Origin of the sequence: Chryseobacterium rhizosphaerae, assembly GCF_003385455.1 — a bacterium.
In the GTDB taxonomy this organism is placed as follows: domain Bacteria; phylum Bacteroidota; class Bacteroidia; order Flavobacteriales; family Weeksellaceae; genus Chryseobacterium; species Chryseobacterium rhizosphaerae.
Genome location: NZ_QNUF01000018.1, coordinates 39,038 through 61,366 on the forward strand (window position 1 = coordinate 39,038; position 22,329 = coordinate 61,366).

Sequence of the window (22,329 nt, forward strand, 5' to 3'; positions counted from 1 at the left end):
ATGAAGGCAGCTATATATTCTCAGAAAAAAGATCTTGATACTTTTTTATACTTAAGCAAGTTTATCTCTGAGCTTGAAAGCAGGGGTGTAAAATCCGTTCTGTATGATGAAATGGCTGAAGCGCTTCAATTTTCGAAAATTTTCGAGACTTTTAACAATAAGCAGGATCTTGTGGATAAAGAAGTGGATCTTTTCTTCACTTTTGGTGGAGATGGGACCATTGTTAATTCTTTAACCTTTATTGAAGATCTTGAGATCCCTGTCGTAGGTGTCAATACCGGAAGACTAGGATTTTTAGCTTTTTTCACCAAAGAAGAAGCATTCAAAGAATTAGATTCTATCTTAAGAGGAGATGTAAAAACAAGCCGCCGTTCTGTGATAGAAGTGGTTTCTCCAAAGCTGGAAGGATCTTTTCCTTATGCACTCAATGATGTTACCGTTTCCAGGAAAGAAACAACATCAATGATTACTGTAGATTCATTCATCAACAATGAATTTCTGAATGTATTTTGGGGAGATGGTGTGATTATTTCAACACCCACCGGCTCTACGGCCTATTCACTAAGCTGTGGCGGACCTATTATTTCTCCCAACAACGAAAACTTCGTCATCACTCCCATCGCTCCTCACAACCTGAATGTGAGGCCGTTAGTGGTTAATGATAAAGTAGAAATAAAATTCAAAGTAGAAAGCCGCGTACCCCAATATTCTCTTTCCTTAGATTCCAGGTTAATACATATTGAAACAGATAAGGAAATCATCATCAGGAAGGCAAGTTTTCAGCTTCTTCTGGTACAGCCGAATAATTTAAGTTTCTACGAAACCATTCGCCAGAAGCTACTTTGGGGAAGAGACAAAAGAAATTAGTCATTTCCTAAAAATGATTACCTTTACAGGAATAAAAAAACACCTAATAAATTTATAATAAAAAGTAAAACATGAGCAGAATTTTTCCGGCAGGAGTTGCCACAGGTCAGTTAGTTACTGATATTTTTCAGTATGCTAAAGAAAACAAATTTGCATTACCTGCAGTCAATGTAATTGGATCAAGCAACGTAAACGCTACTATGGAAACAGCAGCAAAATTAAATGCTCCTGTAATTATCCAGTTTTCAAATGGCGGAGCTGCTTTCAATGCAGGAAAAGGATTAAACAATGACGGACAAAAGTCTGCAGTCTTAGGAGCTATCGCAGGAGCAAAACATATTCATACTCTTGCAGAAGCTTACGGAGCAACAGTAATTTTACACACAGACCACTGTGCAAAGAAATTACTTCCTTGGATCGACGGATTAATGGATGCTAACGAAGAATTCTTCAAGCAGACAGGAAAATCTCTTTACTCTTCTCACATGCTGGATCTTTCTGAAGAATCCTTAGAAGAAAACCTTCACATCTCAGCTGAATATTTCGAAAGAATGGCTAAACTTCAGATGACTCTTGAGGTAGAAATCGGAGTGACAGGAGGAGAAGAAGACGGTGTTGACAATTCAGACGTTGATAACTCTAAATTATATACTCAACCGGAAGATGTAGCCTATACGTATGAAAAACTAAAAGCTATTTCTGACAACTTTACAATTGCTGCGGCATTTGGTAACGTACACGGAGTTTACAAGCCTGGAAACGTAGTTCTTACACCAAAAATCCTTGACAATTCTCAGAAATATGTTCAGGAAAAATTCGGAACTGCTGCCAAGCCAATCAACTTTGTATTCCACGGAGGTTCAGGATCTACTTTAGAAGAGATCAGAGAAGCGATCGACTATGGAGTAATCAAAATGAATATCGATACTGACCTTCAGTTTGCTTATACAGAAGGAGTAAGAGATTATATGGTAAACAATATTGATTATTTAAGAGCTCAAATCGGAAACCCTGAAGGAGAGGAAAAACCTAACAAGAAATTCTATGACCCAAGAGTTTGGGTAAGAAAAGGTGAGGATACATTCTCTACAAGACTGGTGAAAGCATTTGAAGATTTAAATAACGTAAATACTTTAAAATAAATTTGTAAAAAGTAAAATGTATAAAATACAGGGCAATTCTAACACTCTGTTTTTATACATTTTACATTATACATCGTACATTAATACAAATAAAAAATGGCATTCGACTGGTTTAAAAGAAAAGCAAAAAACATTACCACTTCTACTGATGAAAAAAAGGATGTTCCAAAAGGCCTTTGGCATCAGACTCCATCTGGAAAAGTTGTGGAACACGATGAACTAAAGAGAAATAACTATGTTTCTCCTGAAGACGGATTTCATGTGAGAATAGGAAGTGCAGAATTTTTTGACATCCTTTTTGACGAAGGTAAATTTACCGAACTGGATGCTAATGTTGAAAGTATTGATATCTTAAACTTCAAAGATACAAAGCCTTATAAAGACCGTTTAAAAGAAGTAAGAGCGAAAACAAAACTTACAGATTCTATCAGAAATGCTGTAGGTACTGTAAAAGGAACTGAAATGGTAGTTTCTTGTATGGATTTTGCTTTTATCGGAGGATCTTTAGGTTCTGTAATGGGTGAAAAGATCAGAAGAGCAGTAGATTACTGTATTCAGCACAAACTTCCTTATATGATCATCTGTCAGTCTGGAGGAGCAAGAATGCAGGAGGCTACTTATTCTTTGATGCAGCTGGCTAAAGTTCAGGCTAAGCTTGCTCAGCTTTCAGAAGCAGGGCTTTTATACATCGCCTACCTTTGTGACCCTACTTTTGGAGGAATTACAGCTTCTTTCGCTATGACTGCTGATATCATCATGGCTGAACCGGGAGCTCTTATCGGATTCGCGGGACCAAGAGTTATCCGTGAAACGATCGGAAGAGACTTACCGGAAGGATTCCAGACATCAGAATTCTTACAGGAGAAAGGATTTGTAGACTTTATTGTAAAAAGAACTGAAATTCAGGATACTGTAGCTAAAACGGTTAATTTTTTAGCGGTAAAAGCATAGTATCTTTAACCTAAACAATACAATCTCTCTCTAATTGGGGAGAGATTTTTATTTATGAGGACTTTTAAAATAATTTTTGATACCATTCGGAGTATGAGTTTTAAAAAGATTATACGTCTTTTATCGCTCGTTCTCCCCCATCCTCTTTTTGCCATATTAAGCTTTCATGCTACGGTTCAGGCTTTCACCATTGCACAGAAGAAATTCCCCGCAACAGCTTCCAACAATGGTATAGGAAATGCTTTCAGACATGCATTATGGTGTTGTTTTATCACCTCATACTGCTGTAAGGTTTCCTCCCCTAAAAAGGCACTGGATTTTTGCAAAAGAATAACGGATATGCATGAAGAACTGTTTCCCAATAAACCCCTGGAAACAAAAATGGACCTTCATAATAACAAAATAGGAATGGATTATTTCATGGAGCTTCTGCCGGGTATTCACCGTCAGTTTTTTGAAAAGAGCTTCTTCATTGATGGGTTGGTAAAGAAAATGGACGATGCCAAAGTCCTGAAAAATCTGGATGATGATTTTTCAGGTCACCTGGTCTATCTGAAAGAGTAAATTCTTCTATTCTACCTACAAAGAACCCACAGAGGATATAACCTTCCGGATATTTTTGTTCGCAAAGGCATTTCATTCAGACATATCTTTCAGTTGAAGGTCCGCCGCCCTCTGCGAGTGTAAAATTCCTCATTAGGAAACTTTGCCGGCTCTGCGTTATAATAAACCTGTATAAAACATTTACAGGACAGAAATCAAAGATTTTCAAAACTTTAAGGGCTCTTCTCAGCTGCATGATATTTACTTTACAGAAACTTAAGTGTTTAATTATTTTGTCCCCTTTGTGGTTTAAAGTATTTTTGATAAGTTTAAACAATTAATTACATCGGATGGTTCTCAGCAGAATTTGGTCGGCTTTTATTATCATTGCCATTGCCATTGCAAGTATAAAATACATTTCATCAGGTCACTACAAAACCATTTTCAATGATATGGTGGTAGGGAAAGGTGGAGATACGGTTCAGATAGCATCACAGCAGATGAGCACCCTCACTCCCATCGTCAGAGACAGCCTGATGAAGAAAAATGATTTTGCAGACAGCAGAATTCACTATAAAACAGACTCTTTAAAGCAGAATGTAAAAGTTTACCGTGTTCAGGAGGCTGATGGTGTCATTGGAACTTCGGAAACAGCTGTAAAAATATGTATAGGCCTTATCGGGATCATGACCCTTTTCATGGGATTTATGAGTATTGCTGAGAAAGCTGGAGGAATCAATCTTCTGAGCCGTTTTATTCAGCCTTTTTTCTCAAAGCTTTTCCCCGATATCCCTAAAAACCATCCCGCTTTCGGGCATATGCTGATGAATTTCAGCGCCAACCTTCTGGGACTTGATAATGCGGCAACACCTTTTGGGTTAAAAGCCATGGAAAGTTTACAGAGCTTAAACCCCAATAAAGATACCGCCAGCAATTCTCAGATCATGTTTCTCTGCCTTCACGCCGGAGGAATGACCCTGATTCCCGTATCCATTATTGCTATCAGGGCATCAATGGGCTCAAAAACGCCTACTGATATCTTCCTTCCCTGTATGATTGCCACTTTTGCAGCCACATTAGCTGCAATGATTATTGTTTCTTTATATCAGAAGATCAATCTGCTTCGCCCGGTAGTTATTGCTTATGTAGGAGGAATTTCTGCAGTGATCGCTTTACTGGTCGTTTATCTGGTACAGCTAAGCAAGGATGAGCTGGATGATTTCAGTAAAGTATTAAGTAACGGACTGATTCTCTTTATATTTCTAGCAATAGTATTAGGTGCCGTCTATAAAAAGATCAATGTTTTTGATGCTTTTATAGAAGGAGCAAAGGAAGGTTTTACCACCTGTGTAAAGATCATCCCTTATTTAGTGGGAATGTTAATAGCCATCTCGTTATTAAGAACTTCCGGTGTTTTTGATGTAATCATTGACGGAATGAAATGGGTTGCCCATGTTGCCAGCCTGGACCCCCGATTTGTTGACGGGCTTCCCACAGCACTGATCAAGCCTCTATCCGGTTCGGGAGCAAGAGGAATGATGGTAGATACCATGAGTACTTTTGGTCCGGACAGCTTCCAGGGACAACTCGCTGCTGTTCTGCAGGGAAGCTCAGATACCACGTTCTACGTGATCGCCGTTTATTTTGGTGCCGTAGCTGTAAAGAACACGAGATACACGGTAATTGCCATGCTTCTCGCCGATCTGGTGGGTATTATTACGTCTATCGCTCTGGCGTACTTATTTTTCGCATAAATAATAGTATGTTAATAAAACAAATCCTCTAAGTTGAAAAATATAAAATATGGATTTTTTCTAAGATCCTTGAGTTTATATGAAATAGTTTTACCTAGCTTAATTCTACTTGTAGAAATTCTTATTTACTATTTAAAACTTAATCAAATCCATTTAGAAATTGAAAAGGTGATCGGTTCAATAACTTTTATGTTTCTTTGGTGGGTTCCAATTTCAACTCCATTATCAGAAAAATTTAGGAATATCTATTTTTCTTTATTTTGGTTGGTAATTTGTACATTATGGTTAACAATACCAGGGGATTTTAAAATGTCTATTTTGCCACTTTTAGTATTTACATTTATACAAATTATCCGTTTAATTTTTAAATGGGTTTATAAAAGGGAGCCTATTCCTTTATTGATTAGCAAATTTATAACTCATCGATATAGTAAAATAGAGAACAGAGAATCTGACAAAAACGACATTGGTTTTAGTATACTAGTTTTTATTATCGGTGGTTTCCTTTCTATTTTCGTTGTAAACTGACCAATTATTAGCAAAATATAGATAATATTAAAAAAAATAAATATGATTACAGATAAAGAATTTACGCTACGCCTCATCCGTCAATTGACCCAGGCATTGGAAAAGCTTATTTTAGATAAACCGGAAGAAAGCTTAATGCAGAAGGAACTGGATTTTGATACATTGATGAGGGATATTTTCAAGATGAGTTTTACCGAAATCTCTTCAAAGCCTAAACAAGAAATGATAGACATGGTCAACGAAAGACAGGAAAGGGATCATAAAGATTATTACGAAATGCTGGGTAATCTTTTCTATTTCACGGGGAAACAAGGTCAAAACAATGATTTTCTGGATAAAGCAAAAACATTTTATGAGCTGTATCTTCAGACCAGCGGAATTTTTGCCCTTCCTGTCATCAACAGAATTAATGAAATAAAAAAAGCACTTGAATAAAGTGCTTTTGTATGTTTAAAATGTTATTTTGTAACTTCCTGTGGAGGATGTATTGGCTCTTTCTGCCTTTACATACTTCTTGACCCATGAAACGGATGTAGAAGATACACAAGGGTCTGAAACACCTCCTGATCTTCTTGCAGAAACCACATTTCCTGCTTTATCTACGGTATAAGCAATGGTAATAGATCCGCTTGCGGTACAACTATGAGCAGGCTGAGCTCCTCCTCGACCCATTGTTCCCGGAATATAGCCAACAAGTTTTCTGTCTATCCCTACCTTACTGTCTCCATTTCCATCTCCTCCTAAAGGATCTCCGGCATTTCCAATACCATCTCCGGTCCCCTGGCTTCCCGCTTTTGTTCCTCTTCCTTTGATCAGGTTTCCGATAGCTGCATTCCCTTTTCCATCCCCATTTCCGGTTTTGGAATTAGCAGTGGCAGCCCCTGCTTTTTTAGTATTTTTAGAAGCACTGGTACTGGTAGCTTCTTTTTTCTCAGCTTTTTTTGCCTCCTCTTTTTTCGGAACCGTTGTTTTCGAATTATTTCCTGTGATCACTTTTTCCTTCACGTCAGCTTTCTTGGGTTCCGGTGCAGGCTCGGGCTTTACAACTGTCTTTGTTTCAGGAACGGGTGTTTCCGCCGGCTCGGGAGTAACCTCCTCCGTAGCAGCCGCTAAACTGCCCGGTTGCTCGGCCGGTTCTTCAATTCCCTTTCCATTCCTATTGTCACCGAAATTAACAAGCATCGTTGTGATGACCTCCGGATCTTTATCCAGTTCGGGTTTTAATTTATATAAAAAAACAAAAAGCAAAACGGCGGACCAAATAAGGACAGTAAGCAAAGCACTCTTTACCCTATCTTTATTTTCTTCGTTTTTGTTTGCAGTATAGCTTCTCATCTTCAATGATTCTTACTTATTTATCTTTAACGGTTGCAATAGCAATATTAAGCTTGTTTTTCTCAGCGATTTCCATCACAAAAACCACATCCTTATGCAGTGTATTTTCATCTGCTCTGATGGTAAAAGACTTATTGGTCTGATTAGCTAGCTTAGTAACAATAATCTGCTCCAGCTCTCCTTTATTCACCGGATTATCATCTACAAAAAATGAACCATCAGGTTTAATACTTACCGTTAAAGGATTAGGAATATTATCCTCAGTCGCTCCGGCCTTTGGAAGATTCACCTCTATTGCACTTTGGTTAGCTGCAGAGGAGGTTATCATAAAGAAGATCAGCATCAACAGGATAACATCTGTCATCGCTGCTAAACTGAATTCCGGATTCGCTTTATTTCTTCTTTGAATTTTCATCTGTTTCTTCTAATAGGTTAATGGTCAGATGGAATCGCTCACTTAATAATTCCCTGAAAAGGTTTTTGGGGTAGCGATTTCATAAGAAAGATTTATAAAGGTTTGTTGATAAGATCTAAAAATTCTCCAGACATATTCTGAGCTTTCAATACAAACTTGTCAATTCTTGTTAAAAGAATATTGTAGCAAAAATTGGCAGGAATAGCAACTGCCAAACCTACAGCTGTTTGCCCTAAAGCGGTATAAATACCTTCTGAAAGTGTTTTTGGGGAGAAAGATCCTGTTGCATGTGATAAATTAAAGAATGCAATAATCATCCCGATCACCGTTCCTAAAAGTCCCAACATCGGAGCAATACTTGGAACCACCGCCAAAAGGTTAAGGTTTTTCTCCATATTGGCCACTTCTACCTGAGCCTGAGCCTCCATTGCACTCACAATATCAGAAACAGGACGTCCTAATCTTGAAATTCCCTTTTCTAAAATTCTTCCCTCCGGAGAGTTTTGCGTTTTGCAATAATCTGCAGCCGCTTCAATCTTTCCTGCTTTCACGAAGTCTTCAATATTATTCATGAAGTTGGAATCCGTTTTTGACGTTAATCTTTTAATAAAGAAGAATCTTTCAAAAAACAGATATAAAGAAAACACTCCCAACAACAGTACAATAGCCATCACTATTTTAGCGAAAGCTCCTCCGTGGAACATGATCTTCCAAAATGAAAATTCTAAATTGTCTGTAGCAACTACGGGTGTAGCAATTTGCGCAAATAAAATCTGAGTAAGTTCCGTTAACAGCATTAATGTGAATTTTATAAAAGTTTTAACGACAAATGTAGTGGAATATTATGAATTGATATCTTAAAAATTGCTTAAAAACAACTTAAAGTTTGTTATCAAATGACAAACAGCAAATATCTTTCCAAAAGAAATTTTGAAAAGATATTTGATATAAAAAAATTAGGAGTAGCGACGTTTAGTCTTCGTCTACCTCAATATCATCCTGGCTGAATTCGCACTTTAACCTAAAAGGAATCGGTGTATCAGATCCCGTGTAGAAATCATCAATGGTTCCTTTCCAGATGACCTGAAGCTCGCCTTCTTCGTTTTTCTCAAAAAGAAGCTCATTATCATAGATGTAGGCATCTTCGTCATCGAATAGGTCTACTTCTGTATAAGTTTCCTCATCAGAGTCACTGATTGTTATCGTTTTGCCTTCCAGTTCTGATGTTTCAATCGGAAAATCGAAAACTTCGAGTGAAAGCTGTGGAAAGTTGTACTGTAATGAATCATCATCTACGTGATCCAAACTGTCATCCGTTATAATTTCAACCTCTAAAAAATGTTGCTGGTTGCTGTAGACTGCTTTACAATAAGTATTTCTGATATTGTACTTTAATGTTTCGTCCGGATGGTAAATTTTTAAAATCCCTTTCATTTTTTCTTAAAAAAGAACTGTAATAATATGATTGTTAAATGCTTTAGACAAAGATAAAAAATTGATTCAAAGTTAAAAGGATTTTGAAAATAATTTTTTAATTCAAGTTTAATGATGAGTCTGAATCACCCAATAATACTTACTTTTGTTTCATAAAGATTCTGAAAATGAAAAATGTTTTATCGAAAAGTATTTTGGGATTGGGATTGATGATAAGTCTTGCATCCTGCAAAAAGACCGATTCTCCCCTTACCAAAGTTACTCCTACCAATCTGGATTCCATTGCCTCCAATTATTATGAACAGTATCTTAAACTATATCCTTTGGATGCTACAGCCCAGGGAGATACAAGATACAATGACCAACTTCCTATTAACATTGATAAGGATTTTATTTCAGGAGAAGTGGCTTTCTACAATTCGGTACAAAAACAATTGGATAATGTAGATTACAAGAGCCTTTCCGACGAAAATAAAGTCGTTTATGATGTGCTGGATTATACTTTAAAAGATAAAATAGAGGCTTATGCCTATCATCCGGAATATATTCCTTTTACTCAGTTTGGGGGTCTTCCTTTAAATTTTCCGCTGTACGGAAGTGGAGAGGGAAGCCAGCCTTTTAAAACGGAAAAAGATTACAGCGACTGGCTGAAAAGAATGGAAAAATTTCCGGCATGGATGGATGCAGCAGCTGAAAACTTCCGTGAAGGGATCAACAATAAAGTTGTTCTTCCTAAAAAACTGGTTGTCAAAATGATTCCCCAAATGACCTCTCAGGAAATTATCACCCCTGACATGGAAAAAAATATTTTCTACGGTCCTATTAAAAACTTCCCGAAAAGTTTCACCCAGGCTCAGAAAGATAAATTTTCAGAACTTTATAAAGACGCCATTACCAAAAAAATCATTCCTGCTTATACTAAAATGGGTAATTTCCTGGAAAAGGAATACCTTCCAAAAGCAAGAGATAATGACGGCTACAACAGCCTTCCCAATGGAAATGAAATTTACGGTTATTATGTAAAAAGCTGGACTACTACTAAAAAATCACCGGAAGAGATCAACAAAATCGGACAGCAGCAGGTAGCTATGCTTCGTGCAGAGATGGAAAAGGTGAAAAAACAGGTTGGTTTTACAGGAACACTGGAAGAATTCATCACTTTTGTTAAAACTGATCCCAAAGCAATGCCTTATAAAACCTCTAAAGAAGTTTTAAATGGCTTTAACAGTATTTTAGCCAAGATTACCCCGAAGCTGAAAACGATGTTTAATGTCACGCCAAAAACCAAATTTGAGATCAGACAAACGGAAAAATTCAGAGAGGCCAGCGCCAGTGCTGAATACATTCCCGGAACTCCGGACGGGAAAAGAGCCGGTATTTTTTATGTCCCCCTTCCCGATCCTTCAAAATTCAATGTTACTTCAGGAATGGAGTCCCTTTTCCTTCATGAAGCCATCCCCGGACATCATTATCAGGTTTCTCTTCAACAGGAGAATACAAACCTTCCAAAATTCATGAGATTCGGATGGTTTGGAGCCTACGGAGAAGGATGGGCACATTATTGCGAAACCCTGGGCCCTGAATTCGGATTATATACAGATCCATATCAGAAAATGGGATACCTGAGTGACCAGATGCTGAGAGCAGTAAGACTGGTCGTGGACACAGGTATACACACCGGAAAAATGACCAGAGAAGAAGCCATTAAATATTTCTTAAGTAATATTTCTTATGATGAAGGGTCTGCTACCGCAGAAGTGGAAAGATATATGGCTATGCCTGGCCAGGCTCTGGGCTATAAAATAGGATCACTAAGAATCCGGGAATTAAGAGAGAAGTATCAAAAAGAACTGGGAAACAAGTTTAATCTGGCCAGCTTCCACGATGAAGTATTAAGCCAGGGATGCCTTCCTCTGGAGGTTCTGAACAGAAAAATGGAGCTTTGGGCTAAAAAACAAAAATAGGTTCTTGATCTAGATAATTTAAAAGGTGCTGAATTAAACAGCACCTTTTTTCGTTCAAGAAATTTCAATAATTTTAAAATTAAAATTAAGATATGATCATAGAGAGTCTGAGATCTCTTTACAGTAGAGATTTAAATAAATTAAAAACAGAAATTGAAGCCTATCAAAATGAGGAAAATCTATGGAAGACCGATAAAAACATCGCCAATTCCGGAGGCAATCTCTGCCTCCATCTGGTAGGAAACCTTAACCTTTTTATCGGAACAGAACTGGGAAAAACCGGGTATGTAAGACATCGTGACCTTGAGTTTTCCTTGAAAGACATTCCCAAAGCTGAGCTAATTGAAAAAGTTCAGGCAACCCTATCTATGGTAGACACTGTTCTCAGCCAGCTATCTGAAGAGGATCTCGGTAAAGAATACCCTCTTGTGGTTTTTGAAGATAAAATGACCACAGATTATTTCCTGATCCACCTGGTCGCTCATCTGGATTATCATTTGGGGCAGATTAATTATCATAGAAGACTATTAGATATTTAGGCTTCCATATAGCATCACAGGGTCTCTGTATCCGTATTTTTAGGTTTTCAAAGGCATTTCATTCAGCAAAGAGACGGTTGTACTGCTCAACGAAGTGCCCTTGCGGGCCATTTCAATGCGATTTGTTATAAAATCTTTGTGAGCATTGCGTTAAAAATGCAATCATTACTTTTCAAACAACATTTTGGTGATAAAATCTTTCTCCCCTTTTCCTCGGGCCGGTGAATATTCTCTGCCATAGAAAATAATCTGAAGATGAAGCTTATTCCACACCTCTTCCGGAAATAAATTCTTTGCATCGCGTTCAGTTTCCACCACATTTTTTCCTGATGTCAGCTTCCACTGTGTCATTAAACGATGAATATGAGTATCTACCGGAAATGCCGCGAACCCGAATCCCTGGCTCATTACTACGGAAGCCGTTTTATGCCCCACTCCGGGAAGTGCTTCCAGTTCTTCATATGTTTGAGGAACTATTCCTTGATGTCTTTCTAATAAAAGCTCTGCCATTCTTTTTAGATTTTTGGCCTTGGTATTGGACAGTCCTATTTCTTTAATCAATTCTTTGATCTGATATTCTTCCAGTTTCGCCATTCTTTGTGGCGTTCCTGCTACGGCAAAAAGATCAGGAGTAACCTGATTTACTTTTTTATCAGTAGTTTGCGCAGAAAGTGCAACAGCAACCATTAGCGTATACGGATCGGTATGATCCAATGGAATAGGTGTAGTGGGATATAATTTATCCAGTTCTATCTGAACGAGCTCGGCTCTTTGCTTTTTTGTCATGTAACCCTTAAATTTGAACAAAATTAAATCATTATGCTGAAAGTTGGAGACAAATTACCTGAATTTGAAGGAATAAATCAGGATGGAGAAACAGTATCCTCTTCAAAGTTGATTGGAAAAAAACTGGTTGTTTTCTTTTATCCGCAAGCCAGTACCCCAACATGTACTGTAGAAGCCTGTAATCTGAGTGATAATTATTCCAAACTTGAAAAAGAAGGGTTTCAATTATTGGGAGTAAGTGGAGATTCTGTAAAGAAGCAGAAAAACTTTCACAGCAAATTTGCATTCCCTTATGACCTTATTGCGGATGAAACCCGTAATATCATTGATAAATTCGGAGTTTGGCAAGAGAAAAAAACGTTTGGAAAAACCTATATGGGAATAGTAAGAACGACCTTTATTTTTGATGAAAACGGAATCTGTACAAGAGTGATTGAAAAAGTAACTTCAAAAACAGCTGCCGAGCAAATTTTGGAGGGATAGTCTTGTAATACAAATAGATTCGCAACAGATGTTTGTGAATCTATTTGTATTTTTATTTATAATTATTACTCTGTTTCGTAATAGTTTAATTCTTCATCCTCACCGGGTAGGGTAAGATGTTTTTGAAATTTCAGTCCCAGTTTCTCTATCAGTTTTTGAGAAGACACGTTATCTTTTGAAATGATAGCAGATATTTTTGACAGTCCAAATTCTTCCATCCCAATGGATTTAACCTTTTGAGCTGCTTCATAAGCATATCCCTTACCTTCAAACTCTTCCAAGAGAGAATATCCTATATCTACTACATCAAGGCCTTCTCTCTCAAAGATCCCTACTCCACCAATTTTGTTATTGCCTTCTTTGGTCATGACAAGATAATTTCCATACCCTAATCTTTCAATCTGCGGAATAAATCTGTTTCTGATATAGTCTTCAGCATCCTTAAGTGTTTTAATATTACGGTCACCAATATACTGGATAAACTTGGGTCTGTTGTAAAGTTCAAAAATAAGTTCCTTATCTTCCAAAGACATTGGACGGAGAATCAATCGTTCCGTTTCGTAAAATTTATTTTCGCTGGGTTGTTTTTTTAGGCTCATCTTTTGGTTCTTGTTTTTTCTCGATCTTTAAAAGACGGGGGTTATTAGCACATTTTTTATTATAAAGCTCAATATAGGTTCCATTATCTTTCACCTGGATTATTTCTCCTGTAGATTTACTTACAGTCAATGTATAATGAGTTTTTTGATACGGACATTCTTTTGAAGTCAGTTTACCAAGATCCAAATAATAATGAGTCCGGTCTTCATGATAGTTGCCTGCAAGATCTTTAAATTCTTCGTCAACCAGATATCCGTCAGCAGCCAAAACAATAGCTGCCTCTTCAGCATTATCTATCTTACCTACAAATTTTTTCAGCCCTTCCACGTCCATAATATAGCTGATCTTACCTCCTGAAGAATAAGCTATATAATAAAAGCTGTCTTCACTTGGGAACAGGTTAAAACCTGAAAACTGAGGGGTATAGCTTATCTTTCCTCCGGACGTTTTTAGCTCCTGACCTTTGCCATAGCTATTGTATACCAGCACCCATGAATCTATTTTATCATCGGGTTCTATACGTTGGAGAATATTTGGAATGTTTGAAAACTTCTTCTTTTCCTGAGCATTTCCCAGGAATCCTAAAAGTACAAATACAAGAATTGTGAATTGGGTGGTAATTTTTATCATAATTTAAAAATCAGCAGAAATATACCAATTTTTTACATAAACTTATCTCCTTTCTTGAAGCTTTTTAAATCGAGAACATAATCCTTGATCAGCTGATCATTATCGCGTGGGCAGATAAGAAGAGCCTTATCGGTATCCACAACAATATAATTTTCAAGGCCATCAATGATGACCGCTTTATTATTGTTTTTAAGACGGATAATATTCCCTTTGGAATTGTAGGTTAGCAAATGCTTTAGTTTTACAGCATTACCGTTTTCATCCTTATCCGTATTTTCGTATACTGATGTCCATGTACCCAGATCACTCCAGCCTAAAATAGCAGGAATTACATATACGTTTTTTGCTTTTTCCAGAATACCGTTGTCTATAGAAATTTTCTGTACTTTAGGGTAAATGGTTTCAATACAGCTGTTTTCATTTTCTGAATTATACTCACAAGCCATAAAGTGCTGCATCATCTCAGGAAGGTACATTTCAAAAGCATGATGGATACTTTTTATATTCCAGATGAATATTCCGGCATTCCAAAGGAAATCTCCGCTTTCCAGAAAATTTTGGGCAATTTCAAGAATAGGTTTTTCCGTAAATGTTTTTACTTTGAAGTATTCTGAGCCTTTTTTCTCTACAAACTGAATATATCCATATCCTGTATCGGGTCTTGTAGGAGTAATACCCAGGGTTACCAGGTAATCATGTTTTGAAGCAAGGTCAAAAGCAAGCTCCACTTTTTCCAAAAATACATCCTCTTTAAGAATCAAATGATCCGCCGGAAGGACAATCATAGTAGCATCAGGGTTAATTTCAGCGATCTTATTAGCCATATACAGGTTACAAGCCGCTGTATTTTTCATCAGGGGCTCACCTACAATGTTCTCTTCAGGAATCTCAGGTAGCTGCTGCTGAGAAAGCGCAACATATTCTTTATTCGTAATCACGAATATGTGTTCTTTAGGAATAAGCTTACTGATTCTGTCATAAGTCTGTTGAATCATAGTACGCCCAACTCCTAAAATATCCTGAAACTGTTTTGGAAATTTCTGTGTACTCATCGGCCAGAACCGGCTACCGATTCCACCTGCCATTATCACACAGTATCTATCTGATTTTAACATTCTTAGCTACATTTTTCTACCCTTGCTAAAGGTTTGAAAGAATACTTCCTTCCAGTAGCCAAGTTCTTACAAAGATAGTTTTTTTTAACCAGACCTTCTAATAAATACTTTTCGTTGCGATATATAAAAAATTCTCCCTTTTGGAGCTCCTCAATAAATTGTAGGCTATCATCCTGTTTTTCAGTATGAAAATATCTTACAAGATCAGGGCTGGCCATAAAATTTGCTTTAGGTGCCTTGGAAAACTTAACGATGATGGGCTTTAGATCTTCATCGTAAATTTCAAGACTTTCAATAAGCATTTTTCTAAATGTTTCCTTCCATTCGTTGCCGTGAGGGGAAATTCTTCTTCCATATTTCTCGAAGGCAATTAAGTGAGCCAGCTCATGGGTCAGAACAAAGAAAAAAAGCTGCGGAGTAAGAGTAGAATTTACTGTAATTTCATGGGAATCGTCCGGAAGCTTTCTATAATCTCCCAGTTTGGAATTCCTGTTCCTAGTAACTTTTATATGAATAAAATAATCTGAAAACCAGATTTTTAAATACTGAAGTGTGTTTGGTGGTAAATATTTTTCTAATGATTTAATTGGCATTTTACAAACTTAATGGAATTCCTGCATAGAAATTCAACAGTTTAAGGCTGAAAAGATAATTATATTTCGCCTGCGCTACTGATCCCTGTGCATTTGCATAATTATTTCTTGCAACATTTACGTCATAAATGGTTGATCTACCTGCAGCATAGCTCTTATCAGCAAAATCCAGAGCCAGCTTTGAACTTTTCTCTGCCTCTACCGCTGCCAGATAGTTTTCGTAATTGGCATCGGCATCAAACTGTGCTTTCTGTATATTCTGTCTTATCGTTTGTTTTTGTTGCTCCAGTGTATTTTTAGCAATACTTTCATTTATTTTAGATTGCTGTACCTGTAGTTTTGTTATTCCTTTATTAAAAATAGGAATATTTACAGAAACTCCTCCCTGTTGTCCAAAGTTATCTTTATACTGTTCAAAAAATCCTTTTTCCTTAATGTAAACAAATTCGTTTCCTACATTATCCGTATTCAAAAGATTATTATAGAAAGTTCCTATTCCAACGTTTGCTGTTACAGTAGGCCAAAAAGCAGTCTTGGAAACCTCTGTTTGAGCCTCTGCAGAATTTACCCTGCTTTCCGCTGCTTTTATAAGAGGCTGAGACTCATAAGCTATAGATAAAACTTCATCTACAGATTTCAGCTCAGGGGCCAACTGATCCGGAACAGTGACATCTTCAACATCAAAGTCTTTATACTCAGACAGCTGTAAAAGCTGAACTAAAGCGAATAAGCTCCGTCCTACATTTACCTGTGCTGTTTTTAAATTTTGTTTTTCTCTGGCCAACGCAGCTTCTGCTTCTGCCAGAACGGTTTGTGCTGTTGTTCCTACAGTCGTCGTTATTTTTGCTCTGTCGAATTGTTTTTGAGCATTAATTACAGCACTTTCAGAAATTTTTACAATTTCCTTATTCAGCAATGTAGTTAAATACTGCTGTGCTATCTGTAAAGAAATATCATTTTTTATAGCCTCTACATCATAAAGACTTGCCTCTACATCAAACTGGCTTTTTCTGACAGTCTTTTCCAGTCTCCCATTATTGTATACCAAAATATCAGCTCCAATACTAGCATTATTACTGAATCTGTCATTCCTTAAACTCCCGGTACCAAAAGATGTCTGTCCAAAACTGACGGTATTTCCAAAACTTCCTGAAACGGATGGTAAATATCCATTTTTGGCAATTTTAAGATTGGCATCCTGTGATTGTTTGTTATATTGATTTTGGATAACCTGAAGATTATGCTCCACTGCATAGCTTACACATTCTTTTAAGGACCATTTCTTTTGAGCGTTCAATCCCAAACAGCCTAATCCAAAAACGATAATCCAAACTTTTTTCATATGTATATGTTTATTTGTTCTTAATGGTCATATGGAATCGTGTCATCTTCATCAGAACTGTAATTTGTAAATCACAACGATTTCATATTAAGATTTTTCCCTATTAGACGAACTAAATATAAAAAAGTTACAGATTGAAAAAATTATTGTTTCATTTTAATAAAACTTTTGAGAATTTTGTACCATGACACATGAACAATACCAGGAAGCTATAGACTGGCTTTTCGTACAGATGCCCAACTATCAGACAGATGGGCAGAAAGCTTATAAACCGGGACTGGATAATATTATTAAACTTTGTGCCTTTTTTGGAAACCCTCAGGAGAAGATAAAATGCATCCATATCGGAGGGACAAACGGCAAGGGCTCTTCAAGCAATATGCTGGCTTCTGTACTGCAGGAGGCAGGATATACCATCGGATTATACAATTCTCCTCACCTTATCGACTTCACAGAACGTATCAAGATCAATGGTAAAAACTGCGATAAGGAATTTGTTTTTGATTTTATACAAAAGCTTAAAAATTTACCTGAAGATATCCGCCCCTCATTTTTTGAGTTTACGACCATTATGGCATTTGAATATTTTGCCCAGCAACAGGTGGATTTTGCCATTATTGAAGTAGGATTAGGAGGAAGACTGGATTCAACCAATATTATCCGTCCATTGATTTCAGCTATAACGAATGTTCAACTGGACCATCAAAATATACTGGGAGATACTATTGAAGAGATAGCAGGAGAAAAAGCAGGGATTATTAAGCCTAATACCCCCATTATTTCCGGTGACGAAAATGAAGTGGTAAAAAATATCATCAGCAAAAAAGCAGCCCAAGAAAACGCTCCTTTTATAGATTCAACATTATTTCATACTATCCTTACCTCAGATTTAAAAGGAAACTACCAACAGAAGAATATCCGGGTGGTATTAGCGATGATTGAAGAATTAAGAAAATTAAGTATTGAGATTTCTGACAAAGCCATTGAAAAAGGGCTACTGAATGTCCATCAAAATACGGGGTTCATTGGCCGTTGGTTTGAATTTTCAAAAAATCCGCTTACTATTTGTGATACGGGACATAATCAGGCAGGTTTGGAGTATGTTTTTTCACAATTGAATTCTATAGACAGGCATAAGCATGTTATTTTGGGGTTTGTGAACGATAAAAAAATAGATGAAGTGATGGATTTACTTCCTGAAAATTCTGAGTTTTATTTTGCAAAACCATCTATCAGTAGGGGAAGACATCCCGAAGATTATGAAAATCTACTTCGTGAGGCAAAAATTTTTTATAAAATTTTTAATTCTGTACAGGAAGCCTATCTTTCTGCAAAAGAGCGATGTACAAATGAAGATATGATTTTTATCGGCGGAAGCAACTTTGTTGTGGGAGAATTTTTAGAAAAAAATTTGGAGATTTCTAAATAAGTCGTATATTTGCACCACTCTAAACGAGGAAACAAGTTATAGGGGCTCTTAGCTCAGTTGGTTCAGAGCATCTGGTTTACACCCAGAGGGTCGGGGGTTCGAATCCCTCAGGGCCCACACAAAGGATACTGAAGCCTTTCAAAAAATTTCAGGGCTCTTAGCTCAGTTGGTTCAGAGCATCTGGTTTACACCCAGAGGGTCGGGGGTTCGAATCCCTCAGGGCCCACAAAAACTCTCAAGAAATTGAGAGTTTTTTTTTGTTATTTACTATTGGCCTTCCCCTACCCTTACATTTTCTCCAATTTTATACCCTTTCTGATAATTTGTAAAAATAATACGTCAACTTTTGACGCTATCCTCTATTACCTTTGGGTTCATTTCAAGGAATAGAATAAATATTTTGACAATTAAAAATAAAAACAGATGGTTTACACGGATGATTTTTTTTCACCAACAAGTAGTTATCCAATGGATGATTTAGTAAAATTAGTAGATAGCAATACTTTTGAGAATGTAAATTTTAAAAAAATTGCACATTGGTATGATGGCAGTTTAATGGACGATTCCAAGTTAGATAGCTTTATATATAGAAAGAAAGGCAATACATACTATGTTGATACGGAATTTATTGCAAATAATTCTTTTAATATTAAAAAAATAGGATTAAAAGCCGACGGTCAAACCGATGATACTTTACCTTTACAAAAAGCAATTGATATAGCAATTAAACTTAAAGTCAAATTAAAGCTTCCAAGTGGAGTTATTAAAATCATTAATCAAATTTCAATAGACATATCCCAAACAAACAATTTAAAAGGGTATGAAATTGAAGGAGATGGTATTGGTGTAACAATAATAAAAAGCGAAAATAATAATGAATGTAATACCGCCATTTACTTCAAAGGAATCAATGAATTTCAGTTTGTAAAAATGAAAGGGTTTTCAATTGTAAGGCCAGATACAGGAATTAGCAGTGGCGGAACCGGTCTTAAATTTGAAAAAGCCGTTTATGTTGAATTAGAAGACATTGATGTTTTTAGGTTTAGTAATGGAATCGAATTTAATGATGTAGCCTTAGGCATGTTAACCAGAATCAATGCAAGGTGGTGTAAAACAGCATTGAAAGGCTCAATGCAACCAGGTGGGTTTACTCCTCCTAATTTGATAAACTTTGTCGGTTGTGGATTTCATTCAAACTCTGTTTCTGGTGTGCATTTAGAAAACTGCCACAATGTAAAGTTTGACAGCTGTGGATTTGAGGGGAATTCTGGCAATCCACTAGATATTATATTTAATGCCGCAAATGGAGCTGTAGGACTTAATGCAATCAACAATTATTTTGAAGGTAATAAAGGAGAAGCTGATATAAAAATAACAAACCTTAAAGAAGGAGTACACAATATAACCGGGAATACCTTTAACCGTTTATCAAAGGACCATCATACCTATTATAATATTCTGGTAGCAGCAGAGGCTCAAGGTAACCAGGTTTTAAATATGACGGGCAACGGTTTTTTCTCTGCTAATGATTTTATTCCAGAAGCGGGTAAACCAGCCTGGCATATTCCTTGGAATTCAGAATCTTTTGAAATTACTGATTTTAATTATTATAGTAATGAAGTTTTAAGACCTAATTTAAATTTAAAAAACATTATAAAATTAAAGAAAGAATACAATACCGGAACACTAAATATTAATGCAGATGGGACATATTCTAACGGAACAAATGGATTAACGTCAATGAGATACAACCAGGGTATCTACCTCATTACATTACCTCATAATGTCAATACTATCCAAAGCCTTCAAATTACAGCTCGGCAAGGAGATGCAAATATTACAACCTTACCTTCTTTTGGTTATGGTATTTTAAACAATAATACAGTGCAAATATTATGTAGAGATCAAAATGGAGCTACTGATAGTGGGTTCTTGCTTAATATTGAATATAAGTAAAACTATTGTAATACAGAAAACTCTCAAGAAATTGAGAGTTTTTTTTTTGTTTTATAGTGTAAAAAATTATTTCATTTTCCTGATCAGAACACCCAGCTTATAAAAATCAAAACACTTCATATGTGGGTGTTCCGAAAGAAGATTCTTTTTTATACTATCTTCAAAAATTCCATAGGCAAAGAGAAACAGAGAAGACAGCTTTAATTGCCTTAATTTCATTGCGACCTTATATACCTTGATATCTTTTATAAAAACATTATTTTGGCCACTTTCTGAAAGCTTGAATAAAGAATTCATGCCTATTTCTGCTTTTCTCAGAAAAACTCCATTAGTGGTATCATCAAAATGAATGACAGGGTTGTTAATTGCCAGAAACTTTACTTTATTCAGCTCAAGAAGTTTGGCAAAAATAAAATCTTCATAGCCATAGTCTGTCATCTCTTCATTAAAAGGAAACTTCTCGAAAATATTTTTCTTGATGATAAAGTTCACGGTTTTAAATAATGAAAAATCAGTGGACTGAGCTCCCGAAAAGATCTCTCTTTCTACAGAGTATCTGTTTCTGAGAGTAGCAGCATACTGAGTTGCAATTTTAAAATTGCCATATATTAATTCTATATCTGGCCGCTGTTTTATATTGGACAAATAGTTCTGAAGAAATTTTTCGCTATCGATCTTTACATCACAGTCTAAAAACAACAGGTACTTTCCACGGGCATATTGCAGAAAAAGATTTCGGATTTTGGATCTCCCAATATTTTCTTCCAGAAAAATCAAATGTTGAACATTATCCTGAAGAGAAGCATTCATCTGGTTAAATGAAAGATCTGAAGCATCATCAATCAAGATGATCTCCGCATCAATACCATTGGTCTCAATTTCTTTTTTTAAACCAGCGATCAGTTCACGGACATCAAAATTAAATATAGGAATACAGATTGAAAGCTCCATGGCATCAGATTTTCTCTATCACTTTTTGAATATTGAATTCTTCAAGACATGCCCAGTCTCCCCTGTAGCATTCTTTGTCGCCAAAAACAGAACAAGGTCTGCAGGTAAGATCTTTTACCTGAACCACATCTTCTTCACGCTGTCCAAATCCTAAAAATCCGGCGTAAGGATGCGTTGCCCCCCATATAGAAACACACCTTGTCCCCACAAGACTTGCCAGGTGCATATTGGCGGAATCCATGGAAATCATCACTTCCAGCTCTGCTATTTTATGAAGTTCTTCCGTAAGGCTCAGCTTCCCGGAAAGGCTTTTTGTATTGGGGATCTGGTTTTCCCAGTTTTCAAGGGTCTCTGTTTCCTTCTTCCCTCCCCCGAAAAAATAGACAGTATTTTTCTTTGCGAGTATTCTAGCCAGTTCAAATGATTTCTCCAAAGGAAGCATTTTCCCTTTATGCTGAGCGAAAGGAGCAAAGCCTATCCCCGATTTATTTTCGGAAAGAGGTCTCAGTTTTTGAGAAAGTGTCACCTGAAAGCCCATTGCCCGGAATACATCAGCATACCGCTCCACTGTTTTTTTCAGCTGTACTTTATTGAGATTCCAAACATCAGTAAGGTGTTCTTTTTCCTCTTTTCCTTTATCTATTTTAAAGACTTTCAGTCCTCTCCTTGCATAAAATTTATCTAAGACTTTAGTCCTGATCACATCATGAAGATTGGCAATAAAATCCGGATGAAATTCCTTGATCAGCTCATTGCTTAATCTTCTTAATCCAAAAAAACCTTTATAATCATCCAGATCAATTCCTTTAAATATCACATTCGGAATCCCCGCAAATAAAGCTTCAAAACTCTTCCTGGAAACCATAATAATTTCCACATCAGGATTTTGCTCCAGAAACTCTCTGAAAACAGGTGCCGTCATGGCAACATCTCCAAATGCAGAAAAACGATATGCTAAAATTCTGGTCACGG

General features: G+C 36.6%; 24 protein-coding genes and 2 tRNA genes. 14 read left to right on the forward strand and 12 right to left on the reverse strand.

What is annotated here, in order from left to right; all coding sequences use genetic code 11:
• From DRF57_RS15020 to DRF57_RS15050, 7 genes are all read left to right on the forward strand, one after another.
• The gene (locus DRF57_RS15020) at positions 1–867 is read left to right on the forward strand and encodes an NAD kinase (protein WP_115919382.1); all 867 of its coding nucleotides are present in this window, start codon (positions 1–3) and stop codon (positions 865–867) included.
• A gap of 71 nt (positions 868–938) precedes the next feature.
• Positions 939–2,009 carry a class II fructose-bisphosphate aldolase gene (gene fbaA / locus DRF57_RS15025; RefSeq protein ID WP_047484463.1) on the forward strand — a complete coding sequence of 357 codons (1,071 nt, stop codon included), beginning with the start codon at positions 939–941 and terminating at the stop codon, positions 2,007–2,009.
• Between the two features lie 96 nt (positions 2,010–2,105).
• The gene (gene accD, locus DRF57_RS15030) at positions 2,106–2,960 is read left to right on the forward strand and encodes an acetyl-CoA carboxylase, carboxyltransferase subunit beta (RefSeq protein WP_047484461.1); all 855 of its coding nucleotides are present in this window, start codon (positions 2,106–2,108) and stop codon (positions 2,958–2,960) included.
• Between the two features lie 54 nt (positions 2,961–3,014).
• Positions 3,015–3,524 (forward strand): DUF6973 domain-containing protein, encoded by a 510-nt coding sequence (locus DRF57_RS15035; RefSeq protein WP_115919384.1) that lies wholly within the window; start codon positions 3,015–3,017, stop codon positions 3,522–3,524.
• Between the two features lie 329 nt (positions 3,525–3,853).
• Entirely contained in the window at positions 3,854–5,257 is a 1,404-nt protein-coding gene (locus DRF57_RS15040) for a nucleoside recognition domain-containing protein (RefSeq protein ID WP_115919386.1), read from the forward strand.
• 33 nt (positions 5,258–5,290) lie between these two features.
• Entirely contained in the window at positions 5,291–5,785 is a 495-nt protein-coding gene (locus tag DRF57_RS23915; protein WP_123863328.1) for a hypothetical protein, read from the forward strand.
• Between the two features lie 42 nt (positions 5,786–5,827).
• On the forward strand, positions 5,828–6,220 hold the full coding sequence (locus DRF57_RS15050) for a hypothetical protein (protein ID WP_115919390.1): 393 nt from the start codon (positions 5,828–5,830) through the stop codon (positions 6,218–6,220).
• Between the two features lie 15 nt (positions 6,221–6,235).
• Here the strand turns inward: DRF57_RS15050 and DRF57_RS15055 are convergent, their stop codons facing one another.
• The 4 genes from DRF57_RS15055 to DRF57_RS15070 form a co-directional block, all read right to left on the reverse strand.
• Positions 6,236–7,120, reverse strand: a complete 885-nt coding sequence (locus tag DRF57_RS15055) for a ferric siderophore ABC transporter substrate-binding protein (RefSeq protein ID WP_115919392.1) — start codon at positions 7,118–7,120, stop codon at positions 6,236–6,238.
• 16 nt (positions 7,121–7,136) lie between these two features.
• Complete coding sequence (locus tag DRF57_RS15060) at positions 7,137–7,535, reverse strand: ExbD/TolR family protein (RefSeq protein WP_084086335.1); 399 nt, start codon at positions 7,533–7,535, stop codon at positions 7,137–7,139.
• Between the two features lie 92 nt (positions 7,536–7,627).
• Positions 7,628–8,332, reverse strand: a complete 705-nt coding sequence (locus DRF57_RS15065) for a MotA/TolQ/ExbB proton channel family protein (protein ID WP_047484447.1) — start codon at positions 8,330–8,332, stop codon at positions 7,628–7,630.
• Between the two features lie 175 nt (positions 8,333–8,507).
• Positions 8,508–8,969 (reverse strand): hypothetical protein, encoded by a 462-nt coding sequence (locus tag DRF57_RS15070; RefSeq protein WP_047484445.1) that lies wholly within the window; start codon positions 8,967–8,969, stop codon positions 8,508–8,510.
• Between the two features lie 167 nt (positions 8,970–9,136).
• Here DRF57_RS15070 and DRF57_RS15075 point away from each other — a divergent pair, with 167 nt between their 5' ends.
• The gene (locus DRF57_RS15075) at positions 9,137–10,933 is read left to right on the forward strand and encodes a DUF885 domain-containing protein (protein WP_047484443.1); all 1,797 of its coding nucleotides are present in this window, start codon (positions 9,137–9,139) and stop codon (positions 10,931–10,933) included.
• 92 nt (positions 10,934–11,025) lie between these two features.
• Entirely contained in the window at positions 11,026–11,472 is a 447-nt protein-coding gene (locus tag DRF57_RS15080) for a DinB family protein (RefSeq protein WP_115919394.1), read from the forward strand.
• A 165-nt stretch (positions 11,473–11,637) separates the two neighbouring features.
• Here the strand turns inward: DRF57_RS15080 and DRF57_RS15085 are convergent, their stop codons facing one another.
• Entirely contained in the window at positions 11,638–12,258 is a 621-nt protein-coding gene (locus DRF57_RS15085) for an endonuclease III domain-containing protein (RefSeq protein WP_047484439.1), read from the reverse strand.
• 33 nt (positions 12,259–12,291) lie between these two features.
• Here DRF57_RS15085 and bcp point away from each other — a divergent pair, with 33 nt between their 5' ends.
• Positions 12,292–12,741 (forward strand): thioredoxin-dependent thiol peroxidase, encoded by a 450-nt coding sequence (gene bcp, locus DRF57_RS15090; protein WP_047484438.1) that lies wholly within the window; start codon positions 12,292–12,294, stop codon positions 12,739–12,741.
• Positions 12,742–12,806: 65 nt separating this feature from the next.
• Here the strand turns inward: bcp and DRF57_RS15095 are convergent, their stop codons facing one another.
• From DRF57_RS15095 to DRF57_RS15115, 5 genes are read right to left on the reverse strand one after another with little or no spacing between them, the layout of a single operon-like run.
• A complete protein-coding gene (locus DRF57_RS15095) occupies positions 12,807–13,340 on the reverse strand; it encodes a GNAT family N-acetyltransferase (protein ID WP_115919396.1) in 534 nt (177 codons plus the stop codon).
• Positions 13,309–13,971: a hypothetical protein gene (locus DRF57_RS15100; protein ID WP_115919398.1), complete on the reverse strand. Its 663-nt coding sequence runs from the start codon at positions 13,969–13,971 to the stop codon at positions 13,309–13,311. The genes DRF57_RS15095 and DRF57_RS15100 overlap by 32 nt, the downstream gene beginning before the upstream one ends.
• Positions 13,972–14,003: 32 nt before the next feature.
• On the reverse strand, positions 14,004–15,086 hold the full coding sequence (locus DRF57_RS15105) for a mannose-1-phosphate guanylyltransferase (RefSeq protein WP_228450410.1): 1,083 nt from the start codon (positions 15,084–15,086) through the stop codon (positions 14,004–14,006).
• A gap of 2 nt (positions 15,087–15,088) precedes the next feature.
• Positions 15,089–15,679 carry a SprT-like domain-containing protein gene (locus DRF57_RS15110; RefSeq protein ID WP_047484430.1) on the reverse strand — a complete coding sequence of 197 codons (591 nt, stop codon included), beginning with the start codon at positions 15,677–15,679 and terminating at the stop codon, positions 15,089–15,091.
• Position 15,680: 1 nt separating this feature from the next.
• Positions 15,681–17,021 (reverse strand): TolC family protein, encoded by a 1,341-nt coding sequence (locus DRF57_RS15115; RefSeq protein ID WP_115919400.1) that lies wholly within the window; start codon positions 17,019–17,021, stop codon positions 15,681–15,683.
• A 184-nt stretch (positions 17,022–17,205) separates the two neighbouring features.
• Between DRF57_RS15115 and DRF57_RS15120 the strand changes: the two genes are divergently transcribed.
• From DRF57_RS15120 to DRF57_RS15135, 4 genes are all read left to right on the forward strand, one after another.
• Positions 17,206–18,450 carry a bifunctional folylpolyglutamate synthase/dihydrofolate synthase gene (locus DRF57_RS15120; protein WP_115919402.1) on the forward strand — a complete coding sequence of 415 codons (1,245 nt, stop codon included), beginning with the start codon at positions 17,206–17,208 and terminating at the stop codon, positions 18,448–18,450.
• Between the two features lie 42 nt (positions 18,451–18,492).
• A tRNA-Val gene (locus DRF57_RS15125) sits at positions 18,493–18,567 on the forward strand.
• Between the two features lie 34 nt (positions 18,568–18,601).
• Positions 18,602–18,676 (forward strand) — tRNA-Val (locus tag DRF57_RS15130).
• 197 nt (positions 18,677–18,873) lie between these two features.
• Complete coding sequence (locus DRF57_RS15135; RefSeq protein WP_123863329.1) at positions 18,874–20,406, forward strand: hypothetical protein; 1,533 nt, start codon at positions 18,874–18,876, stop codon at positions 20,404–20,406.
• A 66-nt stretch (positions 20,407–20,472) separates the two neighbouring features.
• Here DRF57_RS15135 and DRF57_RS15140 read toward each other — a convergent pair whose 3' ends face one another.
• Both DRF57_RS15140 and DRF57_RS15145 read right to left on the reverse strand, forming a co-directional pair.
• Positions 20,473–21,357, reverse strand: coding sequence for a glycosyltransferase family 2 protein (locus DRF57_RS15140; protein ID WP_115919406.1), 885 nt, complete (start codon positions 21,355–21,357; stop codon positions 20,473–20,475).
• Between the two features lie 4 nt (positions 21,358–21,361).
• Positions 21,362–22,327 carry a glycosyltransferase family 9 protein gene (locus DRF57_RS15145; protein ID WP_228450409.1) on the reverse strand — a complete coding sequence of 322 codons (966 nt, stop codon included), beginning with the start codon at positions 22,325–22,327 and terminating at the stop codon, positions 21,362–21,364.
• Positions 22,328–22,329 lie beyond the last annotated feature (2 nt).